Origin of the sequence: Streptomyces sp. NPDC048002 (assembly GCF_040653275.1) — a bacterium.
Classification (GTDB): domain Bacteria; phylum Actinomycetota; class Actinomycetes; order Streptomycetales; family Streptomycetaceae; genus Streptomyces.
In genome coordinates this window covers 1-21,306 of record NZ_JBEZNL010000001.1, presented here as the reverse complement: position 1 = coordinate 21,306, position 21,306 = coordinate 1, and the positions used below count along the sequence as shown (strand labels likewise).

Genomic DNA, 21,306 nt, shown 5'->3' with positions numbered 1-21,306 from the left:
GAAAGACGGCGGCACGCCAGTGCCGTCCAGGGGCGCGGGGAACTGCGCGCCAAGCCACACACGACCCGCGCCCCACCCCCCACGGCGGAGCCCCCGTCACCCACGTGGCCCCCGCGAAGAAGCCCCCACCACCCCCCGCCCCCCAGGATGCGGGCATGGGCATACGCATACGCATCCCAGGCCGCCGGCCAAGGCACCCGCTCCCCTACGAGCCCGCCGCCGCGACCCCCCGCATCCCCGCCGACCCGACGGAAACCCTCCTGCTCTGGGCGGAGCTCATCGCAACGCACGCTCCCCGTCGGAGTCCGCAGAGTCCGCCGAGTCCGCAGAGTCCGCCGAGGACACCCGTCCCGGCCCCCGTACCGGACGCAGCGCCCTGACACCCACCGCGTACACCAGCACCCCCAGCACCAGCCCCGCCCCCGCCCCGAAGCACAGGGTCGGAATCAGCTCCCACGGCTTCGCCCGCGACCCCCAGTACGCCCACCACCGCACGGCCCGCAGCACGGCGAACACCGCCGCGCAGCCGACCAGCACGGCCCCGCCCGCCCACCGGTCCCGAGCGGACAGCACCGGGACGCCAACGGGCCGCGCACCGCGCGGCGCACGCCGCAGCGCCGCCGCCAGGAACAGCGCGATGACCACCGCCGCCACGGCGGAACCGCCGTACTGGAGGTACCAGTAGAGCGGCCAGCCCGCGAACTCGTCCCCGAGCACCGGGAACAGCCGCATGCCCCACCGGTCGAGATGGGTGAAGGCGTCCCACACGACATGGGTGAGCGAACCGAGCACCGCGGACACGTACCACCGCGCCACCAGCTCCGCGCTCACCCGGTCCCTGCGCGCGCCGCAGCGCAGCAGCGCGGCCGGCCGGCCCTGCCGGGACGGCGGCAGCAGTGCCACCAGCGGTTCGCGGATCAGCAGCCAGAGGCCCACCAGCGCCCAGGCGAGCACGACATCGACCGTGAACACGCCCGCGAAGGAGTGGGTGACGTCGCCGAACTCCATCGCGCCGGGCACCGCGCTCGCCGCGTAGTAGGTGAGGTCGGGGCTGAAGGACCCGGCGACGAGGACGGCCGGGACCAGCCGGCCACGGCCCGTTCCGTCGGTGCGGACGGCGGGCAGCACCGCCGCCGCGTGGCTGAGCGTGAACGGCACCAAGGCTCCTCGATGGGGGCGTGTCGGACGCGCCCAGTATCACGTATGGCCAAGTGATGAACAGGGAACGCCAACGGGTGCCCGTGGCGTGGAAGTTGTCGTAGGGTCGCTTGGGCCGGTGCGCGGGGAGCGTGACCGCCACGGGACAAATCGGACGCATACCACGGGTGATCCGCCGAACGGCCCGAAGGGCGCAACCCCTCGGGCGGGTCGTTCGTCAGAACAGGGCGACGGGACAGACAGGGACGGACGCTCGGGCGTCCACGGGAGGGGTTCACTCTATGTCGGCGCAATTCGGCAGGAGGCTGTACAAGGGTGCGGCCACCGCCGCCGTGGCCGCACTCGCGGTCGCGGCGCTGTCCGGCTCGCAGGCTCCCGGAGTGACGGTCGACGACCAGGGCAGACGGACCACCTCCGACGCCCAGCCGTCACCGGAGGAAGCCGCCGGCAGCGCGACCGGCAACTCCCCCTACTACACGGACCTGCCGCCGCTGGACAGCCCCGCGCCCTCGCCGAGCGCGAGCGCGGACGGCACGGGAGGGACCGGCACCGGTTCCGACTCCGGTATCCCGGCCACGGTCCTGGACGCCTACCAGCAGGCCGCCGCCTCGCTCCAGGAGTCCAAGCCCGGCTGCAACCTCCCCTGGGAACTCCTCGCCGCCATCGGCCACGTCGAGTCGGGCCACGCCCGCGGCGGCAAGGTGGACGCCGACGGCACCACGACCTCCGACATCCTCGGCCCGCAGCTCAACGGCAACGGCTTCGCGAACATCGGCGACACCGACGGCGGCGCCTACGACGGCGACAGCGCCTTCGACCGCGCCGTGGGACCGATGCAGTTCATCCCGTCGACCTGGGAGTGGGCCGGCCGCGACGGCAACGGCGACGGCGAGAAGAACCCCAACAACGTCTACGACGCCGCCCTGGCCGCGGGCCACTACCTGTGCCGCTTCGGCTGGGACCTGTCGGACCCCTCCGACCTCAAGAGCGCGATCCTCAGCTACAACAACTCCACGGACTACCTCAACACGGTCCTGGCCTGGCTGGAGCACTACCGCAAGGGCGTCGACGAGATCCCCGACGGCACCGGCACCGTCCCCGACGGCCGCAGCGACGACTCCGACGGCGCCCGGGTCACGCCGTCGCCGACGCCCCCGCCCTCCTCGACACCGCCCGCCGGCGGCGGAACCCCCTCGCCGAAGCCTCCGACGAGCCCGCCCGCCACGACACCCCCGGCCACGACACCCCCGGCCACCACACCGCCGCCCACGACTCCGCCGACCGCCACCGACACGGTGCAACGTCTGGAGGACGCCGACACGGCCGTGCTCTCGGCGATGGCGGGCGACACGTTCGGCGAGCGGATCAGCACCCGCGCCGAGACCTCGGCCGGCAAGGGCGTCGCCAAGGTGCGGATCCGCTTCACCATCGTCGGCGACACCGACGCGGTCTTCACCGGCGGCGAGAAGTACGCCACCGCCCTCACCGACGGCTCCGGCACGGCCGTGGCTCCCGCGCTCCGGGCGGGCGAGGAGACCGGCGACTTCATCGTCCGTACGACCGTGGTGGGCCGTTCGGTCCCCGGGCTCGACTACACGGCCACGGTCACCGAGCGGGCCGCCGACGCCCTCGCCCGCACCGGCGAGGCCGCGCTGACCTGTGTCCCGGGCGGCGAGTTCGCCGAGCAGGTCGAGGTGAAGGCCACCTACGAGGGCGCCGTCGCCGACGGAGTCGCGGCCACCGCCACCCTGGTCAAGTCCGCCGAGGACGCCACGGAGAACGACGGGGGCCCGTACTTCCAGGACGCCGAGGGCAACCCCGTGCGCGCCCTGACCGGACTGAAGACGGACGCCGACGGCCTGCTGAAGCTGCCGAAGCTGTACGCCGACGACACCGCCGGCACGTTCCTGCTCCGTATCGACACCGCGGGCGGCGCGACGCTGACGGTCGAACTGACCGTGGCCGAGGCGGAGGCCGAGACGCAGACGCCCACGCCCAGCGCCACTTCGTAATCCCGCTCACGTAAGCCCGCTCACCGCCCCGACGGCGCCCCTTCCCACGGAGGGGCGCCGTCGTCGTGTGCGACGTGTTCTCATCTCGGCCGGCCGTTGCTACCGTGCCAGATCTGACGATGTATCAGCTCCGCCCCGTGGGGAGGCACCCGTGCGCGCCCTGATCGCCGCCGCGACCGGCCTCGCCGTCGCGCTCGCCCTGGTCCTCACCCTCACCGCGCTCGGCTCACCGAGCGGCGGGACCTCGCCCGAGCCGCTGCTGACGACGGTTCCCGCACACCCGTAACCGCCCGGCAGGGAGGCCGAGATGCGCCGCAAGGCCAGTCTGATCCTGCTCGCCTGCGCCGTGTTCTGCGCCGCGCTGTCCCCGATGCTGCGCTGGTACGCCTTCCCGCGCCTGGCCAAGGTCCCCGCGAACCAGTACCAGGACATGGTCCTGGAGGCCAAGGACGCCACCCTCCTCGACTACGGCACCATGAAGGCCCGGAAGGTCTCCAAGGTCACCATCGTGCAGACCCTCAAGGGCGACGTGGCGGCCTCGGAGAAGATCGAGCGGACCGCGGGCCGGGACGTCGTCGTCTGGGACGGCCTCTCTTACGTCGTGGGCCCCGACGGCGAGATGGTCTCCAGCATCCCCGAGCGCTACATCTTCGACGCCCACACCCAGGAACCCGTCCACGCCACCGGCGAGTCGGTCGACGGCGACCCGGTGCGCCGCGAGGGCATCGAGTTCAAATGGCCGTTCCTGACGGAGAAGCGGTCCTACGAGTACTTCGACGCCCAGACCCGCACCTCCGCGCCCATCCACTACGAGGGCACCCAGGACTTCCGAGGTGTCGAGGTCTACTACTTCGAGCAGACCATCCCGTGGACCGAGGTCCCCTACCCCGAGAAGCTGCCCGTCGAGGGGATCACCCCGGAGTCCCTCGCCGACACCGGCACCACCCGCTGGTACACCACCGTCCGCAAGTTCTGGGTCGAACCCCTCACCGGCGCCCCCGTCTACGGCGAGGAGATCCACCGGGAGGAACTGCGCGGCGGCACCCTCCTCGGCGACCGCGACAAGGTCACGGCCTTCGCCGGCCACGTCAAGATGCGCGAGGACTACATCGAGCACACCGTCGACCTGGTCAAGTCCAACCGCACCCTGGTCCTGCTGATGACCTCGCACCTGCCCTGGGGCTTCCTCGGCCTGGGCCTCGTCCTGCTCGCCCTCGCCCTCTGGCTGGAGGCCCGCGGCCGCCACCCGGACGACCCGGCCCCCAGCGAGGCGGCCGCACCCGAACCGGCCAACGCCTGAACGGCACACGCGGCGACCGGACTCAGCCCGCGCCCCCCTCGCGCCGGGCGCGGGCCGCCGTGTGCCGGGTCGGCTCCGCCGTCGCCGGGTCCTGAGGCCACGGGTGCTTCGGATACCGGCCCCGCAGTTCCGCCCGCACACCCCGGTAGCCGTCCTTCCAGAAGGAGGCCAGATCGGCGGTGACCGCGGCCGGGCGGCCCGCGGGGGACAGCAGATGCACCAGCAGCGGCACCCCCGCCACCGACGGCGACTCGTGCAGGCCGAACATCTCCTGCAACTTCACCGCCAGCACGGGCCGCTCGGGGTCCGTGTAGTCGATCCTGATCCTCGACCCGCTGGGCACGGTGAGCCGCTCGGGCGCCAGTTCGTCCAGCCGCGCCGCCTCACCCGAGGCCCACGGCAGCAGTCGGCCCAGGCACGCGCCCGCGTCGATCCGCGCCAGGTCCGCGCGGCGCCGGGCCCGGCTCAGCTCCGGCTCCAGCCACTCCGCCACGCGCGCGTGCAGCGCCTCGTCGGACACGTCGGGCCAGGGATCCCCGAGCCGCGCCCGCAGGAACGCCAGCCGCCGCCGCAGCCCCACCGCGTCCGGCGACCACCGCAGCAGCCCCGGCCCCTCCCGCCGCAGCCCCTCCACGAGCGCGTCGCGCACCAGGGCGGGATCGGCGTCCCTGAGCGGACGCACCGTCAGCTCGATCGCCCCGAGGCGCTCCACCCGGCGCGCGACGACATCGCCGTCGGCCCAGCGGACCTCCTCGCCCTCCGCGTACAGGGCGGCCGCGGCCGACCGGGCCGTGTCCTCGTCCAGCACCGCGGCGAGCCGCACGCGCGCGTGCCCCTGGCCGACCGGTCGGTCCGCCACGGCGACAGCGAGCCAGGGCGCCCCACGCAGCGGCGATCCCTCCGGCAGCTCCGCCCGGGTTCCGGACGCCATCAGAACCGAGCCGCCCTCGACCCGGCCGACCCGCTCGGGAAAGGCCAGCGCGGCCACGGCCCCCGCCAGCGCGTCGTCCCCCGCCGGCGCGTCGTCGCCGACCCGCGTGTCGTCGCTCTCCCGCGCGTCGCCGTCCACCCGCGCGGCGGACTCCCCGTGGGCGCCCCTCAGCCGCCGCACCTCCTTGCGCCACCGCGCCGCGTACGCGTCCCCGCCGCGCCGGGCGGTCCGCAGCGCCGCCGCGAGGTCGTCGCCGTACTCCCGCGGCGCCTCCTCCGACAGCAGCGCCACCACCTCGGCGCCCGCGCCGGCGGTGTCCAGCAGGGCCCGCCCCAGCCGCGGGTGCAGACCGAGCCCGGCCAGCCGGCTGCCCCGCTCCGTGGCCCGCCCCGCCCCGTCCACCGCGCCGATCGCCGACAGCACCGAGCGCGCCGCCGCCATCGCCCCCGCCGGCGGCGGGTCCAGCAGCGCCAGACCGGCCGCCGAGGGGTCGCCCCAGCGCGCCGTCTGCAACGCGAACGCCGTCAGGTCCGCCACCTTGATCTCGGGGGAGGGGAACCGCGGCAACCGCGTCTCCTCCGCCTCCGTCCAGCAGCGGTACACGACACCCGGCGCCTCGCGCCCCGCCCGGCCCGCCCGCTGCCGTCCCGCCGCCTGCGCGGCCCGTACGGTCGTCAGCGCGCTCAGCCCGCGCGCGTGGTCCACCCGCGGCTCCCGCGCGAGACCGGAGTCCACCACGACCCGGACCCCGGGAACCGTCAGGGAGGACTCCGCCACCGAGGTCGCCAGCACCACCCGGCGCCCCGAACCGGGCGCCAGCACCGCGTCCTGCACCGCCGCCGGGGCCCGCCCGTGCACCTGGAGCACCTCCACCCCGCCCAGGTCGCCCAGCCGGCCCGCCACCCGCGCGATCTCCCCGACACCCGGCAGGAAGCACAGCACGTCCCCCTCCCGCTCGGCGAGCGCCCGCCGCACCACCGACGCCACGTGCTCCAGCAGCGCCGGATCGACGCGCATGCCGTGCGGGGGCCGCACCGGACGGGCGGGCGGCGCCCACACCACCTCCACCGGGTACGAGACGCCCGCCGCCTCGACCACCGGCGCCCCGCCCAGCAGCCCCGCCCAGCCCTCCGCGTCGGTCGTCGCCGACGCGGCCACCAGCCGCAGCTCGGGGCGGAGCGTCTGCCGCACGTCCCACAGGAACGCCGCCGCGGTGTCCGCGTCCAGATGCCGCTCGTGGCATTCGTCGAGGACGACGACGTCCACACCGGCCAGCTCCTGGTCCCGCTGGAGGCGCTGGAGCAGCACACCCGTCGTGACGACCTCCACGCGCGCGTTCCGGCCGACGACCCGCTCCCCGCGCACGGTGTAACCGACGCCGTCCCCGACGCTCTCGCCCAGCAGCCAGGCCATCCGGCGGGCGGCGGCCCGCGCGGCGATCCGGCGCGGCTCCGCCACGACCACCCGCCGGGCGGGCGCGGCACCGTCCAGCAGGCCGGCCAGCGCCAGCGGGACGAGGGTGGTCTTGCCGGTGCCCGGCGGCGCCACGAGGACCGCCGTGCCGTGCCCCTCCAGGGCTTCGGTCAGACCGGGAAGGGCACTGCGGACGGGAAGGGCGTCCAGCGCGTCGTAGCGGATCACACGGCCAGTCTCTACGGGGCAGTCTCTGCGGTCAGTCTCTGCGGTCAGTCTCTTACGCAGACGAAGATCGCCGTCCCCGGGATCAGGTTGCCGCGCAGCGGGGACCAGCCGCCCCACTCGGAGCTGTTCCAGGCCGGCCACTCCGGCTCCACCAGGTCGACCAGGCGGAAGCCCGCCGCCACGATGTCCCGGACCCGGTCCCCGACCGTCCGGTGGTGCTCCACGTACACCGCCCGGCCCGACTCGTCCTGCTCGACGTAGGGCGTGCGGTCGAAGTACGAGGCGGACACCGACAGGCCCTCGGGGCCGGGCTCGTCCGGGAACGCCCAGCGCAGCGGGTGGGTGACGGAGAAGACGAACCGGCCGCCCGGACGCAGCACCCGGCGCACCTCGCGCAGCACCTCCACCGGGTCCGCGACGAAGGGGAGCGCCCCGTAGGCCGAGCACGCCAGGTCGAAGGAGGCGTCCGCGAACGGCAGGACGCCCGCGTCGGCGCAGACCAGCGGGAAGTCGCCGCCGATCCGCAGCGCGTGCTGGAGCTGGCGGTGGGAGAGGTCCAGGGCGACCGGGCGGGCGCCCTGCGCGGCCAGCCAGCGCGAGCACTGGGCGGCGCCGGCGCCGATCTCCAGGACGTCGCGGCCCTTCAGCTCCTCCGGCGGTCCGAGCAGCTCCGCCTCCACCTCGTCCAGGCCCTCCGGGCCCCAGACGAAGCGGTCGTCGCCGAGGAAGGTGCCGTGCTCGACCTGGTAGTCGTCCGCGTTGCGGTCCCACCAGCCCCGGTTGGCGCGGGAACTCTCCGCGACCCCGGCGGTACGCCGGGTGGCCTCCGGCTCGGTCCCGGGCCCGGTGACTGGCCCGGCGACGGTCTCGTTGGATACGGGCTCTTGGATGATCGGCTCCCTCGTCGTACTCTTCCGTCCAACCCGTCGCGGCGGCCGTCACGAAAGGGGCGCTGACACGCGCGCGTGGCCTCGTGAGACAGGTTTTGTGCCGGGTATGCGGCGATCCGCCCCGGGTGTGTGGCTTCGCGCATTGACCCTGCCCGGCTGCCCCCGTATGCTACAAGTTGCGCTGCGGGCCTGCGCACCTCAGACGTAGCAGGCTGCGCTCGCATCTGTTGTATGTCCCCTCGGTTGTCGAGGCGCATCGCCGGTTCGCCGGTGGGGCGCTTCCTAAGCTGTCCGGCTTCTTCAGAGCGATACGGGCTCCCGGCGTAGCAGTACCTACGACTTTCTGTCCGTAACCGGAGCCCTTTCCCACATGACGAGCAGCACCGAGACCACCGCCACCACCCCGCAGGTTGCGGTCAACGACATCGGTAACGAGGAAGCCTTCCTCGCCGCGATCGACGAGACGATCAAGTACTTCAACGACGGCGACATCGTCGACGGCGTCATCGTGAAGGTCGACCGGGACGAGGTCCTGCTCGACATCGGTTACAAGACCGAAGGTGTCATCCCGAGCCGCGAGCTCTCGATCAAGCACGACGTCGACCCCAACGAGGTCGTCGCCGTCGGCGACGAGATCGAGGCCCTCGTCCTTCAGAAGGAGGACAAGGAAGGCCGCCTGATCCTCTCGAAGAAGCGCGCCCAGTACGAGCGTGCCTGGGGCACCATCGAGAAGATCAAGGAAGAGGACGGCATCGTCACCGGTACCGTCATCGAGGTCGTCAAGGGTGGTCTCATCCTCGACATCGGCCTCCGCGGCTTCCTCCCGGCCTCCCTGGTCGAGATGCGCCGTGTCCGCGACCTCCAGCCCTACGTGGGCAAGGAGCTCGAGGCGAAGATCATCGAGCTGGACAAGAACCGCAACAACGTGGTCCTGTCCCGCCGTGCCTGGCTGGAGCAGACCCAGTCCGAGGTCCGCCAGACGTTCCTCACCACCCTGCAGAAGGGTCAGGTCCGTTCCGGCGTCGTCTCCTCGATCGTCAACTTCGGTGCCTTCGTGGACCTGGGTGGCGTCGACGGTCTGGTGCACGTCTCCGAGCTGTCCTGGAAGCACATCGACCACCCGTCCGAGGTTGTCGAGGTCGGCCAGGAAGTCACCGTCGAGGTCCTCGACGTCGACATGGACCGCGAGCGTGTCTCCCTGTCGCTGAAGGCGACGCAGGAGGACCCGTGGCAGCAGTTCGCCCGGACCCACCAGATCGGTCAGGTCGTCCCGGGTAAGGTCACCAAGCTGGTTCCGTTCGGTGCGTTCGTCCGCGTGGACGAGGGCATCGAGGGTCTGGTCCACATCTCCGAGCTGGCCGAGCGCCACGTGGAGATCCCGGAGCAGGTCGTCCAGGTCAACGACGAGATCTTCGTCAAGGTCATCGACATCGACCTCGAGCGTCGTCGCATCAGCCTCTCGCTGAAGCAGGCCAACGAGTCCTTCGGTGCCGACCCGGCCTCGGTCGAGTTCGACCCGACCCTGTACGGCATGGCCGCGTCCTACGACGACCAGGGCAACTACATCTACCCCGAGGGCTTCGACCCCGAGACCAACGACTGGCTCGAGGGCTACGAGACCCAGCGCGAGGCGTGGGAGGGCCAGTACGCCGAGGCGCAGCAGCGCTTCGAGCAGCACCAGGCCCAGGTCATCAAGTCCCGCGAGGCCGACGCCGCTGCCGCGGCCGAGGGCGGCGAGGCTGCGGCTCCGGCCGCTTCCGGTGGCGGCTCGTACTCCTCCGAGGGTGCGGACAACTCCGGTGCGCTCGCCTCCGACGAGGCGCTTGCCGCGCTCCGCGAGAAGCTGGCCGGTGGCCAGAGCTGAACGCTGACCGCTGAGGTCGGGTAGTTGGTTCGCTGAGGGGCCGCACCTTTCGAGGTGCGGCCCCTTCGGCGTGCCCGGGTCGTGCGTCGGCAGCGGGCCGGCGGGGGCTTGTCGCGCAGTTCCCCGCGCCCCCAGGGGGAGTTGCGGCTCGCCGAGTTTTCATGATCCGGGGAATGACCCTGCTCCGGGCCGCGTTGTTCCGTGTGAACACGAGGAGGAGCGGTCACTGTGCTTGATCCGCAGGGTTTGTACGCATGGGAGCCGAAGGGCCTGGCCGTCATCGACATGGCGCTCGCGCAGGAGTCGGCCGGCCTGGTCATGCTCTACCACTTCGACGGATACATCGACGCGGGCGAGACCGGCGACCAGATCGTCGACCGGCTGCTCGACTCGCTGCCCCACCAGGTCGTGGCCCGCTTCGACCACGACCGGCTCGTGGACTACCGGGCCCGCCGCCCGCTACTGACGTTCAAGCGCGACCGCTGGACCGACTACGAGGTCCCCGCCATCGAGGTACGGATCGTCCAGGACGCCACCGGCGCGCCCTTCCTGCTGCTGTCCGGCCCCGAGCCGGACGTCGAGTGGGAGCGCTTCGCCGCCGCCGTCCAGCAGATCGTGGAACGGCTCGGCGTCCGGCTGTCCGTGAACTTCCACGGCATCCCCATGGGCGTCCCGCACACCCGGCCCGTCGGCCTCACCCCGCACGGCAACCGCACCGACCTCGTCCCCGGGCACCGCAGTCCCTTCGACGAGGCGCAGGTGCCGGGCAGCGCCGAGTCGCTGGTGGAGTACCGGCTGATGGAGGCGGGCCACGACGTGCTCGGCGTCGCCGCGCACGTGCCGCACTACATCGCCCGCTCCGGCTACCCGGACGCGGCCCTGACCGTCCTGGAGGCCATCACGGCCGCCACCGGACTGGTCCTCCCCGGCATCGCGCACGCCCTGCGCACCGAGGCCCACCGCACCCAGACCGAGATCGACCGCCAGATCCAGGAGGGCGACGAGGAACTGGTCGCCCTGGTGCAGGGACTTGAGCACCAGTACGACGCGGCCGCCGGCGCCGAGTCGCGCGGCAACATGCTCGCCGAGCCGGTCGAGATCCCCTCGGCGGACGAGATCGGTCTTGAGTTCGAGCGCTTCCTCGCCGAACGGGAAGGTGACAACTGACCCCGCGGAGCGGACGGGAAGGGTCGGACACGGCCTAAGCTCGGGTCATGCTGAAAGTGGGCCTGACCGGCGGTATCGGTGCCGGCAAGAGCGAGGTGTCGCGGCTGCTCGTGGAGTGCGGAGCCGTGCTGATCGACGCGGACCGCATCGCACGTGAGGTCGTGGCACCCGGCACCCCCGGGCTCGCCGCGGTCGTGGCGGCCTTCGGCGAGGACGTCCTGGCCGAGGACGGCAGCCTGGACCGCCCCAGGCTGGGCTCCATCGTCTTCTCCGACCCCGAGCGGCTCGCCGTACTGAACTCGATCGTGCATCCCCTGGTCGGCACCCGCTCCCAGGAGCTGGAGCGGGCCGCCGCCGAGGACGCGGTCGTGGTGCACGACGTACCGCTGCTCACCGAGAACGGCCTGGCGGGCCTCTACGACCTGGTGATCGTCGTCGACGCGAGCCCCGAGACCCAGCTCGACCGGCTGGTCCGGCTGCGCGGGATGACCGAGCAGGACGCCCGCGCGCGGATGGCCGCCCAGGCGAGCAGGGAGCAGCGCCGGGAGATCGCCGACCTCGTCATCGACAACGACGTCCCCCTGGACCGGCTTCGGCGGCGGGTGCGGGAGGTGTGGGCCGGGCTCGAACGCCGTGCGTCCCGGGCGCCCCAGGAATAGCGGCGCCCCGTCGGGGCGTTGAAGCCCTTCAGCGAGGGAAGGGATCTGCCGTGCCCGAGACCAGCGGTTGGACCGGACGTACTCCGGAGACGCATGTCATCGATTTCCGTGCCGCCGAGCACCTGCTCGCCGCGCGGGACCCGCGGGGCGCGGTGAAACTGCTCGACGGTGTCATCGCCGCGCACCCCGAGAACACCGCCGCGCGCCTGCTGCGCGCCCGCGCCTTCTTCGCCGCCGCCCAACTGCGGCCCGCGGAGCTGGAGTTCACCATCGTCCTGGAGCGCGAGCCGGACAACGCCTTCGCGCACTTCGCGCTGGCCCGCACCTACGAGCGGCAGGGGCGCGGCGAGCAGGCGACGCGCCACTTCCGGCTGGCCGCCGCGCTGGACCCCAACCCGGAGTACGTGAAGGCGGCCCGGTTCGAGTCCTGAGCCCTCAGTGGCGGTCCGGGGGCAGGTAGGGCGGCACGTCGGGGCCCGGCTGGTAGTGCGGGCCCTGCCGGATGTGCCGGACGACGAAGGACAGGTCCACGGCGACGACCAGCGCCAGCACCCCGCAGGCGACGGCCCAGCCGGTGCGGTCCGCGAGCGCGAACGCCACCGTGCCGAACACCGCCCAGACCAGACCCCACACACTCAGCCAGAACCGCGTCCGCAGCGCACTGCGCGCGGTCGTCGGCTCACTGCCCGTACGCATCGGGATCACTCCTCCTCCTTCGGAACGTACTCTTCGAAGGCGCGTACACAAAGAGGGGGTGGCATGGAGCTGCCGGACGCCGACGAGTTGCCCGAGACCCTGATCGACCTCGCCGTGCCCCACGAGGACATCGAGGTCCTCGTCCGGATGCGCCGCAGGGTCACCGACGACCCCGAGCTGAGCCGGTTCCTGGCCGCCTCCGTCGAGGAACTCCTCCGGGACCCGGGGACGGTCGGCGCGGGCGTGGAACTGCCCGAGCTGGACTGGCCCGCCGGCCCTCTCCAGCGCTGCTTTCCCGTGTACGTGTTCCTCGCGGCGCTGCCGCACACGCGCGCCTACCACCGCGAGCGAGGCATCCCGGCCGACGTGAGCCGGCGCACCCTCGCCGACCTCGGCCGGAACATGGCCGTGCACCGCCGCAGATACGGGCGGACCGGGGTCCAGGCGCCGGGATGGCTCGTCCGGCACTTCCGCGGGGAGCTGTACCAGCTGGGGCGGCTCCAGTTCGAGCGGGCCCGGCCGGGCCCGCGCACCGGGCAGGCCCTGGCGCCGGACGCGCTCTGCCTCAACCTGCACATCCCCGACTTCCACGGGCCGCTCACCCCGGCCGCCTGCGACCGGTCCCTCGACCTGGCCCGGGAGTTCTTCGCGCGGCACTTCCCCGAGGAACGCCACCCGGCCGCGGTGTGCCACTCCTGGCTGCTCGATCCGCAGCTCAAGCGGTACCTCCCGGCCGACTCCAACATCGTCCGCTTCCAGGAGCGGTTCCGGATCGTGCGCGAGGACACCGACCGGGCCGACACCGAACCGGTGCGGTTCGTGTTCGGCGACCCGGACCTGCCCGTCGAGGGGCTGCCCCGGCGCACGGCCGTGGAACGGGCGGTGGGCGACCATCTGCGGGCCGGCGGGCACTGGTACGTCGGGCACGGCTGGTTCCCGCTGAAGGAGCCCAAGTCCCCCTGACGGCGATGAGTTTCGGGACCGGCGGCGGTCTGTATTCCTGACCGCGACACACACCGCCGTACCCGGGAGAACCAGATGTCCGAGACCACCGCCGCCGCTGCCCCTGCCGCCGTCCCCGCTTCCGCCTCCGCCTCCGCCTCCGTCATCGCCGAGTCCGCGACCGCCCGCGGACGGCGCGCCCGGATCGCGCTGCGCGGGCTCCAGATCGTGCTCGCGCTGTTCTTCGCCGTGGCGAGCGCCCTGCCGAAGCTGATCGCCCACTCCACCGCCGTCGACGCCTTCGACGAACTGGGCTGGGGCAGCGCGGGCATGTACACCATCGGCGCTCTCGAACTCGCCGGAGCCGTCGCCCTGTTGATCCCGGTGCTCCAGTCCGTGGCGGGTATCGCGCTCGGCGCGCTGATGGTCGGGGCGTTCGTCGTCCAGGTCTCCGTCTTCGACGGGGAGAACGCGGCCACGCCGCTCATCCTGATCGTGCCGCTCGCCCTCGTCGCCTGGGCGCGGCGCGCTCACAACGCGGAACTGCTGCGGCTGGTGCGGCGGCGGGCGTGAGCGGCCGCACGTGCGGCGACGGCCGCGTCCGACGGGTCGGGGACCCGGGGCGGACGCGGCCGTCGCCGTGCGTACGGTCCGGTCCGACGGGGCGCTTCAGCGGGGGCCGGGGCCGCTGCTGCCCTTCTCCAGGGCGCGCAGCCGTTCCAGGTCGCGCCGGTCCCGCTTGGTCGGGCGGCCGGCGCCGCGGTCACGGACACCGGCCGGGGCGACGGCCTCGCGGGGCGGGGGCGGCGGGGAGTTGTCGACGTAGCACTGCACCGCGACCGGGGCGCCGACCCGCTTGCGGATCAGCCGCTTGACCACGACGACCCGTTCCCGGCCCTCGTGCCGCAGCCGGACCTCGTCGCCGACGCGCACCGAGTACGCGGGCTTGACCCGCTCGCCGTTGACCCGCACATGACCGCCCTTGCAGGCGGTGGCGCCCAGCGAACGGGTCTTGATCAGCCGCACCGCCCAGATCCAGCTGTCGATCCGCACGCTCTCACCGGACTGCGGACCGGCCGCCTCGGCGGCGGCCACGGCGGCGTCGGGTGCCGTCGCGGTGCGCTCGTTGTCGTCTGCCTCGGAAGCCATGTCCCGACCTTAGCCCCTGGCCCTCTGCGGCGACCCGGCCTTTTCGGCGGGGCCGACGGGCGGGCCCTGGGGCTGCCAGACGTACCGTACGTCCGGCTCGTGCTCCTCGTTCGTGCTGCCGTCGGTGTGCTCGACCGCGACGAAGCCGTGGCGTTCGTAGAAGCGGTGGGCGGGCTTGTTGACCTGGAAGGTCCACAGGTTCAGCCCCTGCGGGCTGCGCTCCTTGGCCAGCCGGAGGAACAGGTCGCCGATGCCGCGCCCGCGCCAGTCCGGATCCAGGTAGAGCTGGGAGATGCGTTCGCCGTGCAGGACCATCACTCCGACCAGCCGTTGGTCCGCCTCGGCCACCCAGGTGTCCTGCCGGGGGACGACGAACTCCCGGAAGTAGTCGCGTACTTCGTCGTCCGAGCGGGGCCGGACCACGGTGGGCAGCGCGGCGGCGAAGGAGCGCAGCCACACGTCGGCCACCTCGGCCGCGTCGGCGGAGGCGGCCCGCCGGAGCCTGACCTCGCTCATGAGGCCGGCGCTTGAGGGACGACGGCGGTGGCCGTGATCTCCACCAGCTGACCGGTGTAGCCGAGACAGGCCACCCCGAGCAGGGTCGAGGAGTGCGGGCCGACGCTGAGTCCGGACGCCTCCACCACCTCCCACACGGAGGACAGCACCGAGGTCTCGGCGCTCACCACGTACACCTCGGTGGACAGTACGTGCGCCAGGTCGCTGCCGATCCCGGCCAGTTGCTCCCGCAGGTTGGCGATGACCTGCTCGGCCTGCCGGACCGGGTCCCCCTCGCCGACGATCCTCCCTTCCGCGTCCAGCGGTACGGAACCGGCCAGGAACGCGATCCTCGTCCCCGCCTCGACCACGGAGGCGTGGGCGTAGGTGGGCGGAGGGAAGAGAGCGGGGTTGATGACACGCTGGATCACGGCGGCTCCCGGAGCGAGGTGACGAACGGCGGACAACCCACCGATCCTCGGGCGCGGTCGGCGGCGGCGCATCCGAATTTCGCCGCGCGCGCTCCGGCGCGCGGATCCGCGCACCGAATATCCGGTCGACACCGGCCACCGGGCCCGCGACGCTTGGCCCCACTCATGTCACACACCGCGCATCACGTCCCGAACCGTCATCGGTCCGCGCCGCCCTACTGGCCCCGGGGCACGGCGGGCCCGTGCACCGCGCACGCCCTGGTGGACCTGCGCCACTCCCACGCGGAGACCGCGCGGGCCGCGCGCGAGGGCCGCCGCCCCCGTCCGCGGCCGGTCGTACGGAGCTTCGCCGCGTACACCTGGCCGCGCGCGCTCGGAAAGCGTCCGAGCGGCCCGTACGAGACCCGGGCGAGGGCGGAGCTGCGGGCGTTCCGCGGTGCGGCGCTGCGCCGGCTGCGGGCGGCCCCGCCGGGCGCGCTCCACAGGGTGGCCGAGGAACTGGACCACCCGCCGACCCGCCACCGCCACCGCGACCTCCGGGAATCCTGACCCGCACCGGCGCGGACCGGCGTACCGGGTTCGCCGGTGTCCTCGCCGCCGCCGCGGCGCGCACCGGGCACGCGCCGCGGCGACGGCCGGGGTACGGCTCTCCCAGGGATGTCACACCCGGGAAATACGCCTGTTCCTGGATCTTCGGACGGGCGATCTACCCTGGAGGGACGTCAGCGCCCGGTCACCGTCGCCCGAAGGCATTCCGCCCTCGCCCCGACAGGAGCCCCGTGTCGCGCCCCGCACCCGCACTGCCCCTCTGGCTCACCCATGCCTTCCGCGCCCAGCGCGGACCCGTGCCGTGGAGCGCCGTGGTGCGGGGCGGACTCGCGGGCGGGCCGCTCCTGCTCGGCGCCGTGCTCGCCGGTCTGCCCGCCTTCGGTGTCGTGGCGGCCGTCGCCGCCATGCTCGCCGGGGTCGCCGACCGGCCCGGCAGCCGGCGGGCGGCCGTCGAGCGGCTCGGGGTGCCCGCGCTCGCCGGGGCCGCCGGACTGGTGATCGGGACCTGGGGCGGACACACGCTCGGCGCGCTCGCCCTGACCCTGCTGCTCACCCTGGTCGGGCTGCTGGCCGGGAGCGTCAGCGCCGTCGGGCCCGTCGCCTCCACCGCCGGAACCCAGTTGCTCGTCGCGTCCGCGATCGGCGCCGGGATGCCGCTGCCCGGGACGGGCTGGCAGCGCGGGCTCGCCTATCTGGTGGGGGCCGGGTGGCTGCTCGCGCTGCGGCTGGTGCTGCCCGGTCCGGGCTCCTTCGCCGGTGACTTCCGCTTCGACGGGGAACGGCAGGCCGTCGCCGCCGTGTACGACGCGATCGCCGGGCTCCTCGGCGCCGCCGGCACGGACCGTGCCCCCGCCCGGCGTGCCGCGCTCACCGCCGCCCTCGACCACGCGCAGGACGCCCTCGACGGCCCGCGGCTGCGGCGGTACGCCTCCTCCTCCGCCGAACGCCGCCTGCACGCGCAGTACGCGGCCGCCCTGCCCCTCGCCGAGGCCGCGACCGCGCTGGCCTGGGCCGGGGAAGCGGTACCGGAGCGGGCCGCCGAAGGCCCCCGCCGGCTCGCCGCCGCCGTACGCGGGAACACCGCCCCCGGGCCGCTGCCCGCGCCCCTGCGGAACGCGCCCGCGCTGCGCGCCCTCGACGACGCGCTGCTGCGGGCGGCCGAGGCGTTCGACAAGCCCGCCGGCGGGGATCTGCACACCCGGCGGCGGTCCCCCGGCACGCTCGTGCGGACGGTTCTGGGCGGCGGCGGACGCGAGTACGGGCTGCGGGTCGCCCTGTGCTTCGGCGCCGCCGTGGGATGCGCGCGTTTCCTGCACGGCTCCGGCTGGTACGGGCAGCACGCGCACTGGTACTGGCTGCCCGCCACCGCCGTCTTCCTGGTCAAGCCGGACCTCGGGCCCCTGGTCTCCCGGGTGCTGTGCCGGGCCGCGGGGACCGTGCTCGGCGCGCTGCTCTTCGCCGGGTTCGCGGCCGTGCTGCCACGGCCGGAGGGGCTCGTCGCGCTCGTCGCGGTGTGCGGCGCCCTCATCCCCGTCGCGACCCGGCACTTCGCGGCCCAGACCGGAGTCGTGACGGTTCTCGTCCTGGCGCTGGTCATGGTCGGCGGTGAGCCGCAGGCCTCGGTCAGCCGGATCGGGGAGACCCTGCTGGCCTGCGCGATCGTCCTGGTCGTGGGGCATCTGCCGATGCCGGGGCAGCGGGGCGGGGGAGTGCGGGCCCGGCTCGCGACGGCGGAGCGTGCCGCACGCGCGTACCTCGCGCACGTACAGGGCGAGGCCGACGGGACCGTCCACCGGGCCACCCGCTGGACCCTGCGCCGGGAGGCGTACCGCACGCTCGCCGAGGCCCGCGCCGCCATCGCCCTCGCCGCCGCCGAACTTCCCGCCCTGGCCCGGCACTCGGCGGGCACGGAGGACGTCGCCGGGGCTCTCGAACGGCTCGTCGACACCACCACCGCCTGCGCGGTCGACCTCGACGACTCCGGCCGCATCACTCCGCAGTGCACCGGGCAGCTCGCCGGGCTGCTGGACGAACTCGCCGAGCTGCGGGAACGGGGGCCCGGCGTCCGCCAGTTCGCCTGAGACGGACGGCCTTCACAGACCCGTACCGAAGAATCTCGGGCCCCGCCGATGAGTTGTGCGCCCCGCACCGGTCATTACCCGGAACGGACCGTCGCACAGGAGGAGCCCATGGCGTTGCCGGAGATCGTCTCGCGTGCTCAATGGCGCGCGGCGCGCGAGGAGTTACTGGTCAGGGAGAAGGCGGCCACGCGTGCCCGTGACGCGCTCAACGCGGAGCGGCGCGGCCTGCCGATGGTCGAGGTCGACACGGAGTACGTCTTCGAGGGCGGCGACGGCAAGGCCACCCTGCTCGACCTGTTCGAGGGACGGCACCAACTCGTCGTCCACCACTTCATGTTCGCACCCGAGTGGGAGACCGGCTGCCGCGGCTGCTCGGCCTTCCTGGACCAGGTCGGACACCTCGCCCATCTGCGGTCCCGCTCCACCTCGTTGGTGGCGGTCTCCCGGGCGCCGTACACGAGGATCCTGCCGTTCAAGGCGAGGATGGGCTGGACGGTGCCCTGGCTCTCCTCCCACGGGAACGACTTCAACCGCGATTTCGAGGTGACCCTGGAGCGTGACGGGGTACCCGTGGAGAGACCGGGCGTGAGTTGCTTCCTCAGGGATCGCGACCGGGTGTTCCACACCTACTCGACGTTCGAGCGCGGACTGGACGGGCTGGGATCGGCCACCAGCTTCCTGGACCTGACCGCGCTGGGCCGGCAGGAGGGGTGGGAGAGACCCGAGGGGCGCGCGTCGACCCTGGGGACGCTCGCGGACAGTGAACGCGTCCGGTATCACGACGAGTACGAGGACTGAGCCGGAAAGTAACGGAAAACGGGACAAAATTGAGATCCACCTCACAGTCCGCTGTGGAGGGATGTCAACTACGTCTCAGTACCGTCACTTGGCGAGGCGTTCACCCCGCTGTTGGCGTTTAACTCTTCGAGTACAGCGCTACATGGAGGTGCAGGGTGAACAGGCGAACGGTGCTCAAGCGCTTTCCGGCCGGTGGCCCCAGGGGCTCGTGGCCGGCGGAGGAGTTCGCGCAGGCGCGGCGTCGGGAGGGCATGGCCGCCGAGGTCGTGATGGACCTCGCGACGGACACCTTCCTGGTGATCGTGCGCGGTGACCTGGCCGTCGACGTGGCCGCCTGAGGGCGGCCGGCCCGCGCGGCGGCCCGCCCGCGGGGCCGGGCCGCGCGGGGCTCAGCCCGCCTCAGGGGCGGGCACCGGTGAGGTGAACTGTTCCGCCTGGAGCGCGTACAGCTCCGCGTAGAGACCACCGCCGGCCAGGAGTTCGTCGGGCGTACCGGACTCCACCAGCCGGCCCTGGTCGAGCACGTGCACCAGATCGGCGTGGCGCACGGACGCCAGCCGGTGCGTGATCAGCACCACCGTCTGCCCGGCCGCGGCCAGGGCGCGGATCCTGTCGAAGACCTCCACCTCGGCTCGGGCGTCCAGCGCGGCCGTCGGCTCGTCCACGATCAGGATGCGTCCGCGCCGGTAGGCGGCCCGCGCGATGCCCAGCCGCTGCCACTGCCCGCCGGACAGCTCGTGCCCGCCGCTGAACTGCCGCGCCAGCAGGGTGTCCAGACCGCGCGGCAGATCGGCCACCACCTCCTGCGCGCCGGCCGCGGCCACCGCCTCCGCCAGCCGCTGCTCGGTCAGCGGTGCCCCCGGACGGCCGAGGGCGACGTTGACCCGGGCGGTGAACGGCCACCTCTTGAAGTCCTGCGCCACCATCGCGATGCGCTCGGCGAGCCGGTGCCGGTCGGCGCCCGCCGCGTCGACGTCGTCCCACAGGATCCGGCCCCGGTCCGGCTTGTACAGGCCCGCGAGCAGCTTGACCAGGGTGGTCTTGCCGGAGCCGTTCTCGCCGACCAGGGCCACGATCCGGCCCAGGGGCAGGGTCAGGGTGACCCCGTCCAGGGCGGGGTGGGTGGACTCGCCCGGATAGCTGAAGCTGACGTCCTCGAAGCGGATCTCCCGCGGGTCCTCCGGCAGCGGTGTGCCGCCGACCGGTATCGCGCGTTCGGCGGCCTCGACGTACAGCCGCTGGAGGTCGCCCACGAACAGGGCCTCCTCGTGCAGCTGGTTGATCTCCAGCACCAGGCTGTCCAGGCTGGCCGAGCCGGTCCGTACGGCGATCACCGCGGTGCCCGCCACGGACAGGGCCATCGTCCCGGCCAGCAGCAGCCAGCCGAGCGTGGCGTAGGTGGCCACCGCGGCCAGGCCGGTCCAGCCCGCCGCGATCAGTCCGGTGCGGGCCGCCAGCCGGGCCAGCCTGGTCTGTTCCGCCTCCGCCGTCTCCGACATCGCCCGGTAGTGCCGCAGCAGGAACGGGCCGACGCCGTGCACCCGGATCTCCGGAGCGGCGTCCGGTGCGGTGAGCAGGCCGCTGATCAGCTGGCCGGCCCGGACGTGCTGCACCCAGGTGTGGAAGGACTCGTAGCGGCGCCGCGCGTTGGTCAGCGCGCCCCAGGCGCTGGGCACCGTCATGGTGGCGAGCAGCGGCAGCAGCGCGGGGTGCAGCACGGTCAGGACGCCGGCCGCCGCGATCAGCGAGATCATCGCGTTCACCACGCGGGCGCTGTAGGAGATCATGCGCCGTGCCGACATGGCGCCGTACTGGGCGGTGTCCAGCAGTTTGTGGAAGGCGTGGTCCTCGATGGCGGCCAGTTCGACCGCCGCCGCCCGCTCCAGGTACAGCTCGGTGGCCACCCGCTCGACCTTGGGTTCCAGCCGTCCGGTGGCGTAGACGGACGCGGCCCGCAGCAGCGTTCCGAGGAGGGTGACCGCGGCCATCGTGGCCAGGGCGGGCAGGGCCTGGCGCAGCCGGTCCTCGATGGCTCCGGCGGCGATCAGCCGGCCCAGCACGGTGTTCACGGCGAGCAGGTTCACGGCCTGGGCGAGTCCCCGGCCCACCTCGGCCGCCAGTACGGTCCGCGCCGCCCGGCGGTCGGCCTGCCAGGCGAGCCGGAAGCTGGAGGCCAGCAGTCCGGGCAGACGTCCGAGCATGGCGCGGAAGTTCAGTTCGAGAAACGCGTCCCCGTGCTGGTTCCAGCCCATGTCGTAGCGCAGGGGGCCGCCGAAGAGCAGCCGTTCCGACTCGGACACCGTGGCCGTGTCCCGCTTTCCCACGTCGCCTCCCCCGATCGAGATGGAGGGGCCACTATCGCGAGCCGCCGGTCCGGGGGACAGGGCGCACAGGGGGGTACTGGGAGCGCTCCGCGCGCGGCGCGGGGCCCGCTTCTCCCGTCGAGGACTAGATGAGTGAGTCCGATGTGTGTGCTGGTCGCGACCATGGCGAAGGGCGCCCGTTGGTCAGTGTGTGAAGACAAACCTGGACGCCCTTCTGGC

21 protein-coding genes are annotated in these 21,306 nt (G+C 73.4%); 13 read left to right on the top strand and 8 right to left on the bottom strand.

Features of this window, described 5'->3' with window-relative positions; genetic code table 11:
* Positions 1-276: 276 nt before the first annotated feature.
* Positions 277-1,158, bottom strand: coding sequence for a DUF4184 family protein (locus AB0E07_RS00105; protein ID WP_362244653.1), 882 nt, complete (start codon positions 1,156-1,158; stop codon positions 277-279).
* A gap of 281 nt (positions 1,159-1,439) precedes the next feature.
* Between AB0E07_RS00105 and AB0E07_RS00100 the strand changes: the two genes are divergently transcribed.
* The 3 genes from AB0E07_RS00100 (at position 1,440) to AB0E07_RS00090 (ending at position 4,470) form a co-directional block, all read left to right on the top strand.
* The gene (locus AB0E07_RS00100) at positions 1,440-3,170 is read left to right on the top strand and encodes a lytic transglycosylase domain-containing protein (RefSeq protein WP_362244651.1); all 1,731 of its coding nucleotides are present in this window, start codon (positions 1,440-1,442) and stop codon (positions 3,168-3,170) included.
* A 151-nt stretch (positions 3,171-3,321) separates the two neighbouring features.
* Positions 3,322-3,456: an SPW_0924 family protein gene (locus AB0E07_RS00095; protein ID WP_362244649.1), complete on the top strand. Its 135-nt coding sequence runs from the start codon at positions 3,322-3,324 to the stop codon at positions 3,454-3,456.
* Between the two features lie 21 nt (positions 3,457-3,477).
* Positions 3,478-4,470: a DUF3068 domain-containing protein gene (locus AB0E07_RS00090; protein WP_362244647.1), complete on the top strand. Its 993-nt coding sequence runs from the start codon at positions 3,478-3,480 to the stop codon at positions 4,468-4,470.
* Between the two features lie 22 nt (positions 4,471-4,492).
* Here the strand turns inward: AB0E07_RS00090 and hrpB are convergent, their stop codons facing one another.
* Together hrpB and AB0E07_RS00080 are read right to left on the bottom strand one after the other, a co-directional pair.
* Positions 4,493-7,042 carry an ATP-dependent helicase HrpB gene (hrpB, locus tag AB0E07_RS00085; RefSeq protein WP_362244645.1) on the bottom strand — a complete coding sequence of 850 codons (2,550 nt, stop codon included), beginning with the start codon at positions 7,040-7,042 and terminating at the stop codon, positions 4,493-4,495.
* Between the two features lie 44 nt (positions 7,043-7,086).
* Positions 7,087-7,935: a class I SAM-dependent methyltransferase gene (locus AB0E07_RS00080; RefSeq protein ID WP_362245714.1), complete on the bottom strand. Its 849-nt coding sequence runs from the start codon at positions 7,933-7,935 to the stop codon at positions 7,087-7,089.
* A 367-nt stretch (positions 7,936-8,302) separates the two neighbouring features.
* On the opposite strand from AB0E07_RS00080, the gene rpsA reads away from it, so the two are divergent.
* The 4 genes from rpsA to AB0E07_RS00060 all read left to right on the top strand — a co-directional run bounded on the left by rpsA (position 8,303) and on the right by AB0E07_RS00060 (position 12,053).
* Positions 8,303-9,796, top strand: coding sequence for a 30S ribosomal protein S1 (rpsA, locus tag AB0E07_RS00075; protein WP_362244643.1), 1,494 nt, complete (start codon positions 8,303-8,305; stop codon positions 9,794-9,796).
* 228 nt (positions 9,797-10,024) lie between these two features.
* Positions 10,025-10,963, top strand: coding sequence for a PAC2 family protein (locus AB0E07_RS00070; RefSeq protein ID WP_362244641.1), 939 nt, complete (start codon positions 10,025-10,027; stop codon positions 10,961-10,963).
* Between the two features lie 47 nt (positions 10,964-11,010).
* Positions 11,011-11,622, top strand: a complete 612-nt coding sequence (coaE, locus tag AB0E07_RS00065; protein WP_362244639.1) for a dephospho-CoA kinase — start codon at positions 11,011-11,013, stop codon at positions 11,620-11,622.
* A 50-nt stretch (positions 11,623-11,672) separates the two neighbouring features.
* On the top strand, positions 11,673-12,053 hold the full coding sequence (locus AB0E07_RS00060; RefSeq protein ID WP_362244637.1) for a tetratricopeptide repeat protein: 381 nt from the start codon (positions 11,673-11,675) through the stop codon (positions 12,051-12,053).
* Between the two features lie 4 nt (positions 12,054-12,057).
* Here the strand turns inward: AB0E07_RS00060 and AB0E07_RS00055 are convergent, their stop codons facing one another.
* Positions 12,058-12,318: a DUF6343 family protein gene (locus tag AB0E07_RS00055; RefSeq protein WP_362244635.1), complete on the bottom strand. Its 261-nt coding sequence runs from the start codon at positions 12,316-12,318 to the stop codon at positions 12,058-12,060.
* Between the two features lie 63 nt (positions 12,319-12,381).
* On the opposite strand from AB0E07_RS00055, the gene AB0E07_RS00050 reads away from it, so the two are divergent.
* Positions 12,382-13,281 carry an acyltransferase domain-containing protein gene (locus AB0E07_RS00050; protein WP_362244633.1) on the top strand — a complete coding sequence of 300 codons (900 nt, stop codon included), beginning with the start codon at positions 12,382-12,384 and terminating at the stop codon, positions 13,279-13,281.
* A 75-nt stretch (positions 13,282-13,356) separates the two neighbouring features.
* Positions 13,357-13,833 (top strand): DoxX family protein, encoded by a 477-nt coding sequence (locus AB0E07_RS00045; protein WP_362244631.1) that lies wholly within the window; start codon positions 13,357-13,359, stop codon positions 13,831-13,833.
* Between the two features lie 96 nt (positions 13,834-13,929).
* Here the strand turns inward: AB0E07_RS00045 and AB0E07_RS00040 are convergent, their stop codons facing one another.
* The 3 genes from AB0E07_RS00040 to AB0E07_RS00030 are packed head-to-tail and all read right to left on the bottom strand — an operon-like array spanning position 13,930 to position 15,335.
* Positions 13,930-14,409, bottom strand: coding sequence for an RNA-binding S4 domain-containing protein (locus AB0E07_RS00040; protein ID WP_362244629.1), 480 nt, complete (start codon positions 14,407-14,409; stop codon positions 13,930-13,932).
* Positions 14,410-14,418: 9 nt separating this feature from the next.
* A complete protein-coding gene (locus AB0E07_RS00035; protein WP_362244627.1) occupies positions 14,419-14,925 on the bottom strand; it encodes a GNAT family N-acetyltransferase in 507 nt (168 codons plus the stop codon).
* Positions 14,922-15,335: a RidA family protein gene (locus AB0E07_RS00030; RefSeq protein WP_362244625.1), complete on the bottom strand. Its 414-nt coding sequence runs from the start codon at positions 15,333-15,335 to the stop codon at positions 14,922-14,924. Before AB0E07_RS00030 ends, AB0E07_RS00035 begins: the two co-directional genes overlap by 4 nt.
* A gap of 165 nt (positions 15,336-15,500) precedes the next feature.
* Between AB0E07_RS00030 and AB0E07_RS00025 the strand changes: the two genes are divergently transcribed.
* From AB0E07_RS00025 to AB0E07_RS00010, 4 genes are all read left to right on the top strand, one after another.
* On the top strand, positions 15,501-15,884 hold the full coding sequence (locus AB0E07_RS00025; protein ID WP_362244623.1) for a hypothetical protein: 384 nt from the start codon (positions 15,501-15,503) through the stop codon (positions 15,882-15,884).
* A 230-nt stretch (positions 15,885-16,114) separates the two neighbouring features.
* Complete coding sequence (locus tag AB0E07_RS00020) at positions 16,115-17,965, top strand: FUSC family protein (protein ID WP_362244621.1); 1,851 nt, start codon at positions 16,115-16,117, stop codon at positions 17,963-17,965.
* A 108-nt stretch (positions 17,966-18,073) separates the two neighbouring features.
* Entirely contained in the window at positions 18,074-18,763 is a 690-nt protein-coding gene (locus AB0E07_RS00015) for a DUF899 domain-containing protein (RefSeq protein ID WP_362244620.1), read from the top strand.
* A gap of 155 nt (positions 18,764-18,918) precedes the next feature.
* A complete protein-coding gene (locus tag AB0E07_RS00010; protein WP_362244618.1) occupies positions 18,919-19,101 on the top strand; it encodes a hypothetical protein in 183 nt (60 codons plus the stop codon).
* A 51-nt stretch (positions 19,102-19,152) separates the two neighbouring features.
* On the opposite strand, the gene AB0E07_RS00005 is transcribed toward AB0E07_RS00010, so the two are convergent.
* Positions 19,153-21,015: an ABC transporter ATP-binding protein gene (locus tag AB0E07_RS00005; RefSeq protein WP_362245712.1), complete on the bottom strand. Its 1,863-nt coding sequence runs from the start codon at positions 21,013-21,015 to the stop codon at positions 19,153-19,155.
* Between the last annotated feature and the right edge of the window lie 291 nt (positions 21,016-21,306).